18 protein-coding genes are annotated in these 13,888 nt (G+C 70.4%); 6 read left to right on the forward strand and 12 right to left on the reverse strand.

Annotated elements, in window-relative coordinates; translation table 11 throughout:
• The 12 genes from ABT004_RS33270 to ABT004_RS33325 form a co-directional block, all read right to left on the reverse strand.
• A partial coding sequence (locus ABT004_RS33270; protein ID WP_351344447.1) for a winged helix-turn-helix transcriptional regulator occupies nucleotides 1-706 on the reverse strand: 706 nt, incomplete at its 3' end.
• A gap of 30 nt (nucleotides 707-736) precedes the next feature.
• Complete coding sequence (locus tag ABT004_RS33275; RefSeq protein ID WP_351344450.1) at nucleotides 737-1,159, reverse strand: hypothetical protein; 423 nt, start codon at nucleotides 1,157-1,159, stop codon at nucleotides 737-739.
• Nucleotides 1,160-1,170: 11 nt separating this feature from the next.
• On the reverse strand, nucleotides 1,171-1,611 hold the full coding sequence (locus ABT004_RS33280; protein WP_351344453.1) for a hypothetical protein: 441 nt from the start codon (nucleotides 1,609-1,611) through the stop codon (nucleotides 1,171-1,173).
• Nucleotides 1,608-2,066 (reverse strand): hypothetical protein, encoded by a 459-nt coding sequence (locus ABT004_RS33285; RefSeq protein ID WP_351344456.1) that lies wholly within the window; start codon nucleotides 2,064-2,066, stop codon nucleotides 1,608-1,610. The genes ABT004_RS33280 and ABT004_RS33285 overlap by 4 nt, the downstream gene beginning before the upstream one ends.
• A gap of 61 nt (nucleotides 2,067-2,127) precedes the next feature.
• Nucleotides 2,128-2,475: an SH3 domain-containing protein gene (locus tag ABT004_RS33290; protein WP_351344459.1), complete on the reverse strand. Its 348-nt coding sequence runs from the start codon at nucleotides 2,473-2,475 to the stop codon at nucleotides 2,128-2,130.
• Nucleotides 2,476-2,671: 196 nt separating this feature from the next.
• Entirely contained in the window at nucleotides 2,672-3,388 is a 717-nt protein-coding gene (locus ABT004_RS33295) for a hypothetical protein (RefSeq protein WP_351344462.1), read from the reverse strand.
• Between the two features lie 55 nt (nucleotides 3,389-3,443).
• Nucleotides 3,444-4,124 carry a hypothetical protein gene (locus ABT004_RS33300; protein ID WP_351344465.1) on the reverse strand — a complete coding sequence of 227 codons (681 nt, stop codon included), beginning with the start codon at nucleotides 4,122-4,124 and terminating at the stop codon, nucleotides 3,444-3,446.
• A complete protein-coding gene (locus ABT004_RS33305; RefSeq protein WP_351344468.1) occupies nucleotides 4,121-4,597 on the reverse strand; it encodes a GNAT family N-acetyltransferase in 477 nt (158 codons plus the stop codon). Before ABT004_RS33305 ends, ABT004_RS33300 begins: the two co-directional genes overlap by 4 nt.
• Nucleotides 4,598-4,611: 14 nt before the next feature.
• Nucleotides 4,612-5,352, reverse strand: coding sequence for a DUF3631 domain-containing protein (locus ABT004_RS33310; RefSeq protein WP_351344471.1), 741 nt, complete (start codon nucleotides 5,350-5,352; stop codon nucleotides 4,612-4,614).
• Nucleotides 5,349-5,837 carry a hypothetical protein gene (locus ABT004_RS33315; protein ID WP_351344474.1) on the reverse strand — a complete coding sequence of 163 codons (489 nt, stop codon included), beginning with the start codon at nucleotides 5,835-5,837 and terminating at the stop codon, nucleotides 5,349-5,351. Before ABT004_RS33315 ends, ABT004_RS33310 begins: the two co-directional genes overlap by 4 nt.
• Nucleotides 5,834-6,403 (reverse strand): DUF4913 domain-containing protein, encoded by a 570-nt coding sequence (locus ABT004_RS33320; RefSeq protein ID WP_351344495.1) that lies wholly within the window; start codon nucleotides 6,401-6,403, stop codon nucleotides 5,834-5,836. The genes ABT004_RS33315 and ABT004_RS33320 overlap by 4 nt, the downstream gene beginning before the upstream one ends.
• A 306-nt stretch (nucleotides 6,404-6,709) precedes the next feature.
• The gene (locus ABT004_RS33325; protein WP_351344477.1) at nucleotides 6,710-7,465 is read right to left on the reverse strand and encodes a DNA-methyltransferase; all 756 of its coding nucleotides are present in this window, start codon (nucleotides 7,463-7,465) and stop codon (nucleotides 6,710-6,712) included.
• A gap of 524 nt (nucleotides 7,466-7,989) precedes the next feature.
• On the opposite strand from ABT004_RS33325, the gene ABT004_RS33330 reads away from it, so the two are divergent.
• The 6 genes from ABT004_RS33330 to ABT004_RS33355 all read left to right on the forward strand — a co-directional run bounded on the left by ABT004_RS33330 (nucleotide 7,990) and on the right by ABT004_RS33355 (nucleotide 13,713).
• Nucleotides 7,990-9,120 carry a C40 family peptidase gene (locus ABT004_RS33330; RefSeq protein ID WP_351344480.1) on the forward strand — a complete coding sequence of 377 codons (1,131 nt, stop codon included), beginning with the start codon at nucleotides 7,990-7,992 and terminating at the stop codon, nucleotides 9,118-9,120.
• 140 nt (nucleotides 9,121-9,260) lie between these two features.
• Nucleotides 9,261-9,578 (forward strand): DUF6112 family protein, encoded by a 318-nt coding sequence (locus ABT004_RS33335; RefSeq protein ID WP_015662377.1) that lies wholly within the window; start codon nucleotides 9,261-9,263, stop codon nucleotides 9,576-9,578.
• The gene (locus ABT004_RS33340; protein ID WP_351344483.1) at nucleotides 9,578-10,258 is read left to right on the forward strand and encodes a hypothetical protein; all 681 of its coding nucleotides are present in this window, start codon (nucleotides 9,578-9,580) and stop codon (nucleotides 10,256-10,258) included. Before ABT004_RS33335 ends, ABT004_RS33340 begins: the two co-directional genes overlap by 1 nt.
• Nucleotides 10,259-10,293: 35 nt before the next feature.
• The gene (locus ABT004_RS33345) at nucleotides 10,294-11,634 is read left to right on the forward strand and encodes an SCO6881 family protein (protein ID WP_351344486.1); all 1,341 of its coding nucleotides are present in this window, start codon (nucleotides 10,294-10,296) and stop codon (nucleotides 11,632-11,634) included.
• Between the two features lie 77 nt (nucleotides 11,635-11,711).
• The gene (locus ABT004_RS33350; protein WP_351344489.1) at nucleotides 11,712-13,184 is read left to right on the forward strand and encodes an SCO6880 family protein; all 1,473 of its coding nucleotides are present in this window, start codon (nucleotides 11,712-11,714) and stop codon (nucleotides 13,182-13,184) included.
• A 58-nt stretch (nucleotides 13,185-13,242) separates the two neighbouring features.
• Nucleotides 13,243-13,713 carry a DUF6238 family protein gene (locus ABT004_RS33355; RefSeq protein WP_351344492.1) on the forward strand — a complete coding sequence of 157 codons (471 nt, stop codon included), beginning with the start codon at nucleotides 13,243-13,245 and terminating at the stop codon, nucleotides 13,711-13,713.
• Nucleotides 13,714-13,888 lie beyond the last annotated feature (175 nt).

The raw sequence follows: 13,888 nt of genomic DNA on the forward strand, positions 1-13,888 counted from the left end.
TCTGCGACGGGGCGCCGCCCTGCCCCCGCGTCCGACGGACGTCGGACTCGGGGGCAGGGGCGGTGGCCGAGGCGGAGATCGCCTCGAAGACCGGGGCGAGTGCCCGGCCGCTCGCGGTCAGCTGGTAGCCGCCGCTTCCGCTGGGCGTGACGAGTCCGTCGGCGGCCAGGCGTTCCAACGGCTTGTAGACGGCGGTCAGCCCGTAGCCGGGCATGGCCTCACTCGCCAGCGTCTTGGCGGTCGCGGTGCCCCGGGCCTGGAGGGAGAACAGGATCGGGGTGGCGTGCCGCGGTGCGAGCAGCGCGACGGCGTCGTCGATGTTCTGGGCCGGCGCGATCCGCTCGGGTTCCGGCTCGCCGGTGTGCTTGTTGGAGACCAACTCCTTCTCCAGATACGTGTCGCCCCAGGACGCGATCACCGAGAGGACGGGCAGCAGCGCGGCACCGCGGCGGGTGAGGCCGTAGGTGACGTGGCGCGGGGCGTACTCCGTGCGCTCGATGACGCCGGCGTTGGTGAGGTGACGCAGCCGGGGGTGGAGCTGCCCGTCCGCCAGCCACGGCAGCCTCGGCTTGAACTCGGCGTAGCGCAGTGGCTGGGAGGAGACGGTCATCAGCACCCACACGCTCCAGCGCGGGGCGAGCAGGTCCAGGGTCTTGGTGACGCTCAAGAGATCGTTCGGTGTGGCGGGCGGCGCGGTGGTGGCCAAGAAGGTGGCTCCTCAAGCGGTACGGGTGGGTCAGCGGGTGCGGGAGGTGGTCGCCGTCGGTGTGGCGGGGGCCGGTACAGCCGGCGGGTGGGTGTCCGGGGCGGACACCCGGCGCAGGCCGCCCAGGACCGCGCTGGTGCTCTTGGCGTAGGCGTCGCGGGTGGCGACGGACTCGGCGATGCGGCGGGCGCAGTCGAGGATGTGGCCGACGGCGAACCGGCCGATCTCCTGGTCGGGGGCGGTGAGTTCGCGCAGCCTCTGCAGCTGGAACGCGATGCTGCGTTCGGCGAGGGCCAGGTCGCCGTGGGTGCCGGTCAAGGCGGCGAGCAGCGTGGTCTCGCCGGAGGCGTCGGCGAGGGCTTCAAGTTCGGTGAGCGGCTGTCCGTACAGCGCCTCGATGCGCTGGGCGACGAGCTGGGATACGGCCTGGGGCGGGGTGTCGGGCTGGGGCAATCGGTGGACTTTCAGGGACGTCGTATCCGCACCACCCCGGCGCGGGGTGCTGCCGGCGCGGGCGGAGCGGTGGCGGCGATCTTGGGGCTCAACCCGGGGCGTGCCGGGCCTGCTTGGTTCGGCGCCGGCATGGCGCGCAGCAGCTCGTCGAGTGCGGCGGTGTAGCCGTCGCGGCCGGCCAGCGCTGCCTGGAGCCAGTCCGCGTCCCACCGCAGGTCCTCGGCGGACAGGTCGTTCATGTCCCCGTCGGATCCCGTCGCGGCATGGACGCGGTCACGGACGCGGGCCGCCTGCTCCTCGGCGACGGCGAGGAAGCTGCGCAGTTCCAGCGCCCGCTGGAGTGCGGCATCGGCCTCGCCGCGGGCTGTCTGCGCGTACAACTCGGCTACCTCGGCGCCGAACGCTTCCTGCAGTGCCGCATCACGGCTGCTGGACTTGTCGATGACGCTCACCGCGTAGCCCCGCGCGCCGTGGTGTTCCGCGTGCTGGGCAGCGTGGGCGGAGAGGTGGGCAGGGCCGGAGCGCGACGAGCAGCCGGGGACGCGCCGCGCCACACTCCGGGTCCGCGCTTGCCGGGCGCGTTGGGGTCGAGGAGGTACTTCACGACCATGGCGCGGCCGTCGCGGGAGGCGACCGCGGCGTTGACCTGGTGGGCCAACTCCATGACCGGATCGTCGAGTACGTCCGGCGGCTGGGTGCCCAGCGCCTCGACGAGCGCGTCCTCGGCGGTGTCGAGGGCCTGCTGCGTTTCGGCGAGCAGGCCGAACCAGTGCACGACGGTGGTGGCCTCGGGGTTGGCCTGCGGTGCCGCCTCAACAGCCCGGCGCAGGTCGGTGAGCGGCATCTGGAATCGGTCCTCTATGCGCTCGGTGATGACGCCCATCACGTCTTCGCTGGCGTCGAGCACGAAGAATCTCCCTTCGTTGTGGGTATTCCGGTGTGAGAATGGGGAATGGGGTGCCGGTCGGCTAGTCCAGGCACATGTAGACCTCGCGGTAGACGTACGTTCCGGACACCCAGCCCTTTACGCCAGTGGTCTTGTCGGTGATGTAGCGCCAATTGCCGTGGGTCTTGTGGACGGTGACCTTGTGGCCCCGGTAGAGCACGCCGCGGGCGGTGGACTTGCTGGTCGCCTTCGAGCGGATCGTCACGGCCTTTGCGCCGATCACCCACGGTCCGAGCCGGTCACACGGGCGGGTGGCCGGAGCCGAGGCCGGTGCGCTGGAGGGTGTGGCCATCGCGCTCGGAGCCGATATGACCGGGAGGGCCAGTGCACCCAGCACGGCAATGGATGCGGCGAATTGGGTGGTGCGCATGCGGAATTGACCTCCATAGCGTGGAGAGGGAATGCGGCAGCAGCCCCAGGCAGATGCCGTGCGGGCTGAGAACAAGAGTCCGGAGAATCCCCGGTTTCGGTAACCGGGGATTGCGTGCTATGTTCCGCGCCGCCTAGCGCGACTGACAGCAATTCACCGTAGAAGGAAGGTGAAATACCCGCCGGATAGTGAGAGTTCAGCGGCTCGGCCCGCGGGGCGGAGCAGGGCGTGCCGGCAGGCTGGGGACGGCGGTGACGGGCCGGGTCGCCGGCGAGGCAGTCGGCAGCGAGGGCTTGTCGCCGTTCCAGTGCGCTTCCCACCACTGAGTGGTTGCCTCGAAGCTCTGGAAGCCGCCCTCGCGCAGCGTGTGCGTCCACTCGGTGGTGTCGACCTCTTCGAGCAGCACGCGGAAGGGCATGGCCGCCTTCTCGTCGACGGCACGCAGCATCACGGTCGTCTGGATCGGTTCGTCGTCGCGTGTGTAGCTGGTGAGCAGGGCGAAGTGGTCGCCGTCGCTGCGCAGGCGCTGCTCCAGCACGCGGGTGGCGTCGTTCGCGGCCGTGGTGCCCATGCCGTCGGGCAGGAGGATCTTCTCCTCGGGGCAGCCGCGGGCGATCAGCCAGGACTGGGCCATGGACGGAAGCGGCAGCTCCGCGTGGTCGAACTGGTAGGTGCGCGCGGCCGAGTCGCGTTTGAGGTGCAGAGCGACCAGCTGCGGTTCACCGGGGATGCCCCAGGTGACGGCACCGTTGTGCATCACGTAGAAGCTGTGCTCGGCATCGTCGCTGTGGTGCTCGGCGAGGACGGTCATCGAGTCCTGCTCGATGCCGATGTGTCCCCAGAACTGATCGGCGACGTGGTCGTTGACGGCTTCGTAACCGTCGAGGCGGAAATCGGGTTCGTAGGTGGGCATCGGTACTTTCGGACGTGACCCCGGCGGCGCCGTGCGCGGAGTACGGAGCGCGGTTTCAGCGGCGGGTACGGGAGACGGTGGGGAGAGTCGGCGGCAGGGGCGCTGGCGTGGTCCCGGGCGGGCCCCCGCGGCGGGGTACGGCCAGTACGGCGCGGCCGGCATCGGTGAGCGTGACGGGCTGCCCGGCGTGCACCGGGTGCGCAGTGTCCCGCTCGACCAGGCCCATCTCCTCCAGGTGCTGCAGCTGGGCGTAGGAGATGCGGGTGCGGGTGGGCGTCGCAACGGCGAGGCGATGGGTGACGAGGTGCTCGTGCAGCTTGGCGCCCTGGGCGATGGCGAGCAGGGCCGCGACGTCCTTCGTCGCGATCTGCGGAGGCGTCTGCCGAGGAGCGGTGGCCTCGATCGACTCCAGCACCGCGGCTGCCGCAGTCTGCTTCGCATCGCGGACGTCGGCGGCCGTCGCCAGCTGATCAAGAATGCGCTCGATCCGGGCGAACAGCGCCTTGTTCACAGGCAGTTCACTGGCGGCGAGACGAGCGAGACGGACACGGTGGAAGGTGACGTCCCGCTCGGCGGTCACCAGCTCGCGGTGCGCGTCGGCCAAGGCAGCGTGCGGTGCGTCGAGGAATCCGCCGTCGCGGTATTGGCGCAGCACCTCGACGCCGCACCCCACGGCGGCCTCGATCCGCTGATCGAGGGCGGTGGGCATCAGCCCGTCGGGCGGGGGTGAGGTCATGTCGGAGCGGTTCCTGGGTCCGGGGCGAGCGCCTCCAGGGCGAGTCGGACTTCTACGTACGGTCCGTCGCGGGTATGCGTCGTCGGGCCGAGCCGGTCGAGGAGCCGGCGCATGGGCGCATTCGACGCCTGCGTGAACGCGGACAGGGTGTGGGCCCCTCGCATGCGGGCGTGGCGGGCGGCTTGGCGGGCCAGGGCCGTGCCGATGCCCTGACGCTGACGGTGGTCGGCGACCTGCAGTCCGAGGTCGACGACCCCCGGCTCCCGGCTGACGGGCCCGACGCAGACGAGGGCCACAGGCCGCTCGTCGGCGCCGAGCCCGATCCAGCACTGCGCGTGGGCAAGCAGCCGGGACAGGTCGCGGGGCGCAAGGCGGGTGCGGCCCCAGCGGCGCAGCAAGTTCTGCTCGGAGCACTGCGCGTGGAAGGCGGCGACCAGGTCCCAGTCCGTCTCCGTCACCCGCTGGGCGAGCACGAGGGCGGAATGCCTCAGCAGGAGCAGCTCCGGCAGACGGCCAGCAGGTCGGCGAGCCGGTAGGCCCGGTAGCGGCTGCCGTCGGCCGCACGCGGCTTGCAGGGCTGGACTCCATAGCCGCGCAGGAGCAGACCCAGCCGCAGCGCAGTGAGGTCGGCGTAGCTCCAGCGTCCCTCGGCCTGGCCGGGCAGATCGCGCAGGCGCTCGACCAGCTCCGCGGTACTCACGTACTCCGGGGCGCCCTCGTCGTCAAAGACCGAAAGGCAGGCGTGCACGATCGTCTGCGGGCGACTGGGGCAGGACAGGAACTCCTCGCACGCGTCCTCGTGGAGGTCGTCGAAGTCGTCAAGATCGTCCGGCTCTTCGCAGTCGTCGAACTCGTCGAAGCCGTCGAGCCCCTCGAAGTCGTCGAAGTCCGGTTCGTAGTCGGGCTCCTCGTCGTCCAGCGGTTCGTACTCGGTCGAGGGCTCGGCCTCATACGCGGCGGCGCAGCAGCAGGAGGAGGTGGACAGGAGCGCGCTCAGCTCTGCCCCGGCCGCCATCCTCTCGACGAGCAGGTCGGTCAGGGTGTTCAGCTGTTCAGCGGGACTGACGCCGGGAAGCTCGGCGTCGGCCAGCTCGGCGAGCTGCCGGTCGAGGTCCTGGACTTCGACGAACACGTCGAGGATGGCGCGGTGGTGTGGGTTCTCGGTGACCTGGGCCGGCGCGAGTACGGCGGCGGCGACCTGGTCGATCAGGGTGGGGAACTGCGTCAACGAACGGGGCCCTTCGGGGTCGGGGGCAGTGCGGGTCGGGGAAGGCCGGGCATCGCGTAAGGCGGTGGTCCCGGCTTGGGTACGGGCGGGCGGGTGCCCAGCTGCGGCGAGCGGGTGCGGGCCGCGTGGGTGCGCTCGCCCAGGGGGCGCCGGCGGATACCGAGGCGGGCGCGGGCGGTGTCGTACACGTCGTGCGCCTCGCGCGGGCGGACGGCCACGACGTGGATCTCGGTGGTGTGCGTGGAGTTCGCGGGCGCCGGCCGCTGGGCGTAGACGATGCGCCAGGCGTTGCGGTGATCGACGTAGACCTTGCGGCAGCCGACGAGGTCGCGGTTGAGCTTGGCGCCGAGGAGGCGCGCGTTGACGATGTCCTGAAGCTGGGCGAGCGCCAGGTCGCGGATATCGACGGGGGCTTGCAGGAGGTCAGTCAGGGCACGGGGATCGAAGGACAGGCCGAACTTCGGCCGGTCCTCGTGGCCGGTCATCCGCCGGCCTGGCTCGGTTCGCCGGTCTCCTCCTGGCCCCCGGGTTCTTCCGCCTCCTCGGTGGCGGCGGTGGTCCGGTTCGAGGGGCGGGGGCCGGGCAGCAGGCGGTGCGCGGGCCGGTCCGGATCGGTCATGCACGCGGACAGCGGTCCACCTGCGGCACGGACAGTGGCCATGGCGTGGGTGAGGAAGTCCCTATGCCACACGAACAGCCCGGACAGTCCGGCTTCGGCGTCCTTGTGCTGCTGGTAGGCCAGCCACAGGGCATGAAGCCAGGCGACGACGTCGGGGTGCTCCTGCCACTGGTCGCACCACGGCGCGGCGGTGGTGACCTCCGCGCCGTAGACGCGCATGAGGAAGTCGTCGACCCAGTCGGACAGGGCGTCGAGTTCGTCCTCGTACTCCTCGTCCTCCAATTCAAGGATCGGACGCGGCTCGGGCGGCACGGGGGTGGGCGGCAGGCCCGCGAACCCCGGCAGTCCGTATGCGGCGAACAGCGAGTCCGGTGGCGCCGGGGCGGCGGCGAGGCTGTCGATCTGGCGGTCGTGCTCTGTGGAGCGATCCAGCAGCATGGCGACGTTCGCCTCGACTCTCGCCAGATCGGCCTCCGGCAGCCGAACCGGCTCCATCTCTTCCTCCTCCGAGGGGGGATGGGCGTCGGATATCTGAACCGGATCCTTCTCCGCGTCGTCCGATGGGTTGATGGATTCAGGCACGAAAAGGGGCCTCCTTGGGCCGCAGCCATAGGGCGTTAATTGCGGCTCCAACCATCCGGAGAATGCCCGGTTTCGGTAACCGGGACTTCGCTGCTATAACGCTGCGCGCGGCACGACGCGAACACGCCGTACGCCGCGCGCGCGGCAGAATCAGCCTTAGACGACGAGCGTCAAGTCGTCCTGAGAAAGGGTCTGTTGCAGTGTTTCGGTGAGACGGTCGGCAGCGATCTCGGCGTACTGCTTGGCCTTCTCGACGCCGATGAAGTCGCGCCCCTCCAGCAGCGCCGCGACCCCGGTCGACCCGGAGCCGCAGGTGAAGTCGAGCACCGTGCCGCCCTCCGGAGCGATCTGCACCAGCTCCCGCATCACGGAGACCGGCTTCTGCGTGATGTGCTGGCGCGCCTTGCCGCTGGGCTGCGAAGCACTGTAGAGGCCCGGCAGGTAGACGGGGTTGCGGGCGGCATCGATCGGGCCGTTCGACGCCCAGACGATGAATTCACAATTCTGGGTAAACCTCCCCTTTTGGGGCCGCGCCTGTGGCTTGTGCCAGGCGAGGACGCCGCGCCACAGCCAGCCGGCGGCCTGGATGGCGTCCGTGGTGATCGGCAGCTGCCGCCAGTCAGTGAACAGCAGGGCGGTGCCGCCGACCTTGGTGAGCCGGTGCGCCTCGGTCATGGTCTGGGTCAGCCAGAAGCCGTACGACCTCTGGTCCATGTTCTCGCCGGTGAAGTCCGGCAGCTCGTGGCCGGCGTCGGCCGAGGTGTACTTCTGCTTCGCGGACCGGGAGGTGCGCTCCTTCGCCGTCCGCCCACCGCTGTTGTACGGCGGGTCGGCGATGACGGAGTCGACGCAGTTGTCCGGTAGTTCAGCGAGGACGCCGAGCGCGTCGCCCTGGTGCAGAGAAAAAGGCAAAGAGATACCCCAATTCGGGTCGGGTGAGATGAGGGGAGAGGCGCTCCAGCTCGCCTGGATGACCCCACAGGACCGAAAGCGGGCGGACGGCTCCGCGGTCTGCGACGTGAGGGGGCGAGGGGAGGAGCCAAAACTGTAGGGCACGATCCCCGGTTGAGCGCTATCGCCGCCGAAAACCCCGAAACAGAGCCTTGATCACGAACGATTTCGGCAACCGGGGATCCGCCCCTACTGTTTTGGAACTGCCCGGCGGACACCGCCGATGGCACATCCCCGCCCCTGCCTTCGTGGAGGTATCCCCATGTCCTGGCAAACCTGACCCGACGCCCCGTGCCGGCGCGAGCGGCAACTCGCACCGGCACACGGGCCACCCGAATTACCCACCACCCGGCCCACGCGCCCTTTCCTCAACGACGCACGCGCCGCCGGGACTTCACCAAGGACCTCGCTGTGACATCGCTCTACCCTCCCCTGCCCGCGATCCGGCCGCCGGCCCGTGACCGCCTTCCGGGAGGCGGACCGGATTGAAGGGCATAGCCGCCGGCATCGGCGTCGTCGTCCTCTCTCCGCTCCTGCTCGCGGGCACCGCCATGATGATGGCGTCCTCCAGCGAAGCCTCGACCACCGCCTCCTTCAGCGGCTGCCTGACCGGCATCGACACCGCCGAGGTGACCAAGGAAGTCACCAAGCTCCTCGACGGCGCGTCCGGCAAGGACGTCCACATCCAGGGCCTGGACCTTCCGGCCGAACAGATCCCCAACGCGCAGACCATTGTGGCCAGCGGCATCAGCCTTGACGTCCCCAAGAAGGGGCAGATCATCGCGATAGCCACCGCGATGCAGGAATCACGGCTGCGCAACCTCAACTCCGGCGACCGGGACAGCCTCGGCCTGTTCCAGCAACGCCCCAGCCAGGGGTGGGGAACCGCGCAGCAGATCCGCGATCCGGTCTACGCCTCCGAGCGCTTCTACAAGGCGCTGCTCGAGGTCGACGGCTGGCAGCAGATGAAGGTCACCCAGGCCGCCCAGGCCGTCCAGAAGTCCGGCTACCCGGACGCGTACGCGCAGTGGGAGGACCTCGCCACCGCGCTGCAGAAGGCCATCGCCGCCACGTTCCCGAACGCCGACAAGGACGAGACCGCCAAGGACTCGGCCAAGGACAAGGATGCCGAGTCCAGCTCCGGCGAGTGTACGCCGGACAAGGACGGCACCTCCTTCGGGCGGATCCCCGAGGGCAGCGTCCCGAAGGGATACAAGATCCCAAAGGACGCCGACCCGAAGGCCCGCAAGGCCATCGAGTGGGCCATGCACCAGCTCGGCACCCAGTACCAGTGGGGCGGCTCGTGCACCGACTCCCACGGCCCCGACCCGATGGGCCGCTGCGACTGCAGCTCGCTAACGCAGCAGGCGTACGCGCACGCCGACGTCAAGCTCACCCGCACCACGTACACACAGGTCAACGAGGGCAAGACCGCCTCAACGAAGAACCTCAAGCCCGGTGACCTGATCTTCAGCCGCGGCACTGCAGCCCGGCCCGAACACGTCGGCATGTACATGGGCGAGGGCCTCGTCATCGAGGCCCCGCGCACCTCGAAACCGGTCCGGATCACGCCGATCAAGGACTGGGAAATTTTGGCCGTCCGCCGCGTCCTCTGACGCCGCGCGCCGCCCGGACACCTCCCGGGCCGCGCCTCGCTGGGCCCTCTTCTCGCGCCGCGAGCGCACCCCTCCCCTCTGTCTTTTCCCTTTCGCCGGCCCCTGCACGGCCTGCGCACGCAAGGAGCCCCGCCACACCCATGCCCATACCTCTCGCAGATCGCGCCGCAGTCCTCCTCGCCTACGACCCAGGCATCTCCCCCAAGGGCGGTGGCCTCCCCGGCCTGTCTGTGCTGAAGAACGTCGTCAACAGCATCAACATGTTCGGGATCATTGCCGTCGTCGGCGCCCTGGCCGTCTCCCTCGGCGTGTGGGCCTGGGGCCACCACACCGGTGGCCACCAAGCCGAGGCTAACGGGAAGAAGGGCGCGGTCGTCGCAGCCGGCGCCGCACTCGGCCTCGGCGCCGCCAACGGCATCGTCGCCTTCTTCAGCGGCCTGGGGTCGCAGGTCCACTGATGCCGAAGCGACTCCCCTCCCTGTCCGGATACGGCGTGACCTGGTCCGCCAACAAGCGCGTCGCGATCGTCGCCCTGGTCATCACCGCACTGCTCGCCCTCGCCGCGACCGCCGCCTGGTTCACCGGCCGCGGCGAACACCACCAGGGCGCCAACCCGCCGTCGCAGAACAGCAGTTCCTCCCCCTCCGAAGCCGCGCCGAAGCCCGCAGCCGGGTCGGGGTCGGTCTCCAAGCCCCCGCAGATCGCCGAACCGGTCGCCTTCGCCAAGGCCGCAGCAGCGATGCTCTGGTCGTACGACACCCGCGACACAAGCCGCGACCAGCAACTCGCCGGCATGCGTGCGTGGATGACCAAGGAGACCAAGTACAACGACTGGGCCTCCGTCTCCGGCCAGGTGCCCGACCCGCTGCTGTGGTCGCGCATGGCCGACCAGGACCAGCACGCCACCGCCGAGGTCGCCGAAGGCCACTACCCCGGCGCATTTAAGCAGGCCCTCGCCGAGGATCCGTCCGCGATCACTGAGGCGTACGTCTACGTCGTCACCGTCAACGGCAAACAGCAGATCGAGTGGAAGAAGGGCGGCGGCGGAGCCGAGGAGCGCGCCGTGACCCTCGCCGTGCAGTGCCGGCCCAACCACGACTGCACCCTCGCCGCCATCGCCCCCAGCGTCACGCAGTGACCCTCCTCACCAACAGATAAGGAGGTCAACTCCCATTGGGTTTCTGTGACTTCCCCGTAGCGGACAAGCTGTGTGCCGTCGGCGAGGCCGTCGACTTCGCCTCCGATCCCGGCAAGGCAATCGGCGACTGGATGGCCAAGAGCGCCGGTGAACTCGCTGCCGCCGCAGCCGATCTGGCCGCCAAGGCGGTCGACGCCACTACCAAAGTCGATCTGAACGCCGGTTGGTTTCGCGACAACTACGAGATGCTGCTGCCGATCGGCCTGGTCATCCTCGTGGCCACCTTCTGCGCGCAGCTCATTCGGGCCGCCGTCAAACGCGACGGCCAAGCCCTCACCCAGGCATTCACCAGCACCGCCAGCGGCGTGATCTTCGCGTTCGCCGCCATCGCCCTGACCACCGTCGCCATTGAAGTGGTCGACGCCCTGTCCGCCGGCCTGTTCAAGGCATCGAACCTGTCCATCGAAACGGCCGTACGCCGCATCGTGAAGGTGTCCCAGATTCCCGCATTGGCGGGCCTGGGCTGGCTGGTCGCTGTTTTCGCCGGACTCGGCGCCGCTGTCGGCGCGTTCCTCTACTGGTGCGTCATGATGGTCCGCAAGGTCGGCATCCTCGTCATGGTCACGCTCGCCATTTTCGCGGGCGCAGGCGGAGGCTGGGAGGTCGCCCGCCGCTGGCGGCGCGGCTGGATCGAGGCCACCGCCACCCTGGTGGTCAGCAAATTGCTGATGACGATCATCTTCGTGCTCGGCATCGCCGCCATGGGCAAGACCGAGTCCAAGGACGGCCTGGGCGCACTCGCCGATGTCATGGCGGGCATCGTGATCATGGTGCTCGTGCTGCTCTGCCCGTACGCCACGTTCAAATTCGTCCACTGGGCGGCCGAGGGCACGGACGGAGAGTCGATTCACCGTGCCGGTGGTGCCGGCGCCCAGCTCGCCAAGCAGCACGCCGAGAAGGCCACCCGCAAGGCCGCAGCCGCAGTCGCCACCGCCGGTACGGGCGGCGCGGCAGCCGGAGCAGGCGCCGCCCAGGGCACCGAAGCCGCAGGCGGCGGATTCCCCGGCGACATCGCCGCCAACCCCACCGGAGGCAGCGGCCAGGAAGGCCAAGGCTCGACGGGTTCCGGAGGCGACGGGATCAAGGACGGCCTGGAGAAGGCCGTTCAGCCGCCCCCGACCAGCCCCGGTGATGACACCAGCGGCCAGGTAGGCGGCGCGCCGGGAGGCGGCGGTTCCGCATCCGCACCCAGCGGCGGCAGCGGCTTCATGTCGCAGCCCGGCACCGGTGCCTCCACACCCCCGCCACAGGGCGCCCCGAACTCGGCCGGCACCAGTGGGACCGGCACACCGCCGCCGTCGCCCACCGGCCTGTAGCCCCTGCCCGACTCCGGGGCGGCACGCGCCGCGCACTCTTTCGCCGCGTGCCGCCCCGCGCACCCCCGGAACGGCCTTTGTCTGATCTCACTGTCACACCGCTCACCGTCAAATTCCCCCACCGCTCCCGGCGCGGCATCCTGCTCGGCCTCTCCCTGCCGCAACTCCTGCTGGTCTCATGCGCGTTGGCGCTCCTGCTGGCCACGGTGGTATCCACCGGCCTACTCGGGGCCATCGCCCTGACACCGCTGTGGGCCGCGGTCGCCGCCCTGGTCGCCATCCGCCGGCACGGCCGCTCGCTGATCGACTGGGCGCCGATCGTGCTGCGCTTCGCGCAGCGGCGCCGCACCGGGCAGACCCTGTGGCTCGCCCGGCCCGTCACCCGCCCCCGCCAGGACGGCGTCCTGCACCTGCCCGGCACCGCCGCCTCGCTGCGGGTGGTCACCCCCGGCGACTCTGCCAACGGCGCCGCAGCCGTTCACGACCCGCACCACCAGACCCTTACCGCCATCGCCCGAGTCTCCAGCCGAGCCTTCGCCCTGCTGGATCCCGCGACCCAGAACCACAACGTCTCCGGATGGGGCCGGGCCCTGGCCGGTATCGCCCGCACCGGACACGTCGCCACCGTGCAGGTGCTGGAGCGCACCGTGCCCGACAGCGGCGACACCCTCGCCCGGCACTGGAGCCAGCAGGGCCACCCCGAGACACCGGTGGCCGGACAGGTCTACAGCGATCTGGTCGCCTCCGCGGGCCCGGCCGCCGCCCCGCACGAGGCATACCTGGCCATCAGCCTCGATATGAAGGCCGCCAAGCGCCTCATCTCGCAGGCCGGCGGAGGACTGCCTGGCGCCTTCACCGTCATGGAGCAGACCACGTCCGCCATCGCGCAGGCCGCGCGCAGTGCCGGACTGATGGTGACCGGCTGGCTCTCGGCGCGTGAGATCGCGGCCGTCATCCGCACCGCCTACGACCCCAAAGCTCTCTCCGCGCTACAGCAGTGGTCGGAGTCCGGGCGGGCCGAAGCCGACCCGGCCGCCGCCGGGCCGGTTGTCCAGGTCGAGGAGTACGACCGGCTCGCCACCGACTCTGCCCGGCACGCCACCTACTGGGTCGAGGACTGGCCCCGCACCGAAACCTCGGCAGGCTTCCTGCACGGGCTGATGTTCACCGCCGGGGTCCGCCGCACCCTCTCCCTTACATACGTGCCACAGGGGCTCGAATCCGCGATGCGCGACGTGCAGCGCAAGAAAGCCGCGATCATCGCCGACGCGAACGAGCGCTCACGGCGCGGGCAGGTCGACTCCGAAGCCGACAGCGTCGAGTACGCGGACGTCAAAACCCGCGAGCGCCAGCTGATCGCCGGGCACGCCGACGTCGCCCTGACCGGACTTCTCACCGTGTCCGCCGAGACCGACGCTCTCCTCGACGCCGCCTGCGCGCAGATCGAAACCGCCGCCGTCACCGCCCAAGTCGACCTGCGGCGCCTGACCTTCCAGCAGCCCGACGCGTTCACGCTCGGTGCCCTCCCCCTCGCCCGCACGGCCCTGTAACCCCGCACCGGCCACCCGCCGACGTCCTGCCGCCGCGGCAGGAAGGAACTCTTCCCCTTTGACCTCTGCCATCCCCGTCGGTGACGCGTACCCGTTCCTCCGGGCCGCCAGCGCCGGCATCCGCCACCACGCGCGCACCCTCGCCCCTCGCACTCAGCACCCGGCCTCGGCTACCGACCGCGCGCACCTCGACGTGCTGCACGCCCACCTGACCGCGCTGCACCAGCTCCTCGACCAGCTCGCCGAGACCACCCGGCCCCCGCACCCCGCCGCCGGCCGACAACTCGCCACCGCCCACACCCGGCTGTGGCAAGCCACCGCCGCCGTCCACGACGCCTTCCACCTCCTTCCCGTGGCAGACGCGACCGCCCCGGGTACGGAATGCCACCCCGAACGCCTCCCCGAAGGACCACCCGTCCTGACCATCTGCCAGCGCCACCTCGCCGCCGGCCACGTCGTACGGCGCAAGACCACACCGGCCGACCTCAACTCCCCACCGCCCGGCCGCACCACTACCTGCGCCCAGTAACCCCCACCACCGAAAGGCCCTGCATGCGCAAGCTCAATCGCTCCACCTCCGCCGCCGTCATCGTCGCCACGCTCGCCGGCACCGCCGCCCTGGCCACCGCCGCGCCGGCCTCCGCCGCCAGCTACCACTGCAAGACCAGCAGCTACACCGTCGACGACCCGAGCTACACCGGTCC

Source organism: Streptomyces sp. NPDC002790 (assembly GCF_040295505.1).
Lineage (GTDB): Bacteria > Actinomycetota > Actinomycetes > Streptomycetales > Streptomycetaceae > Streptomyces.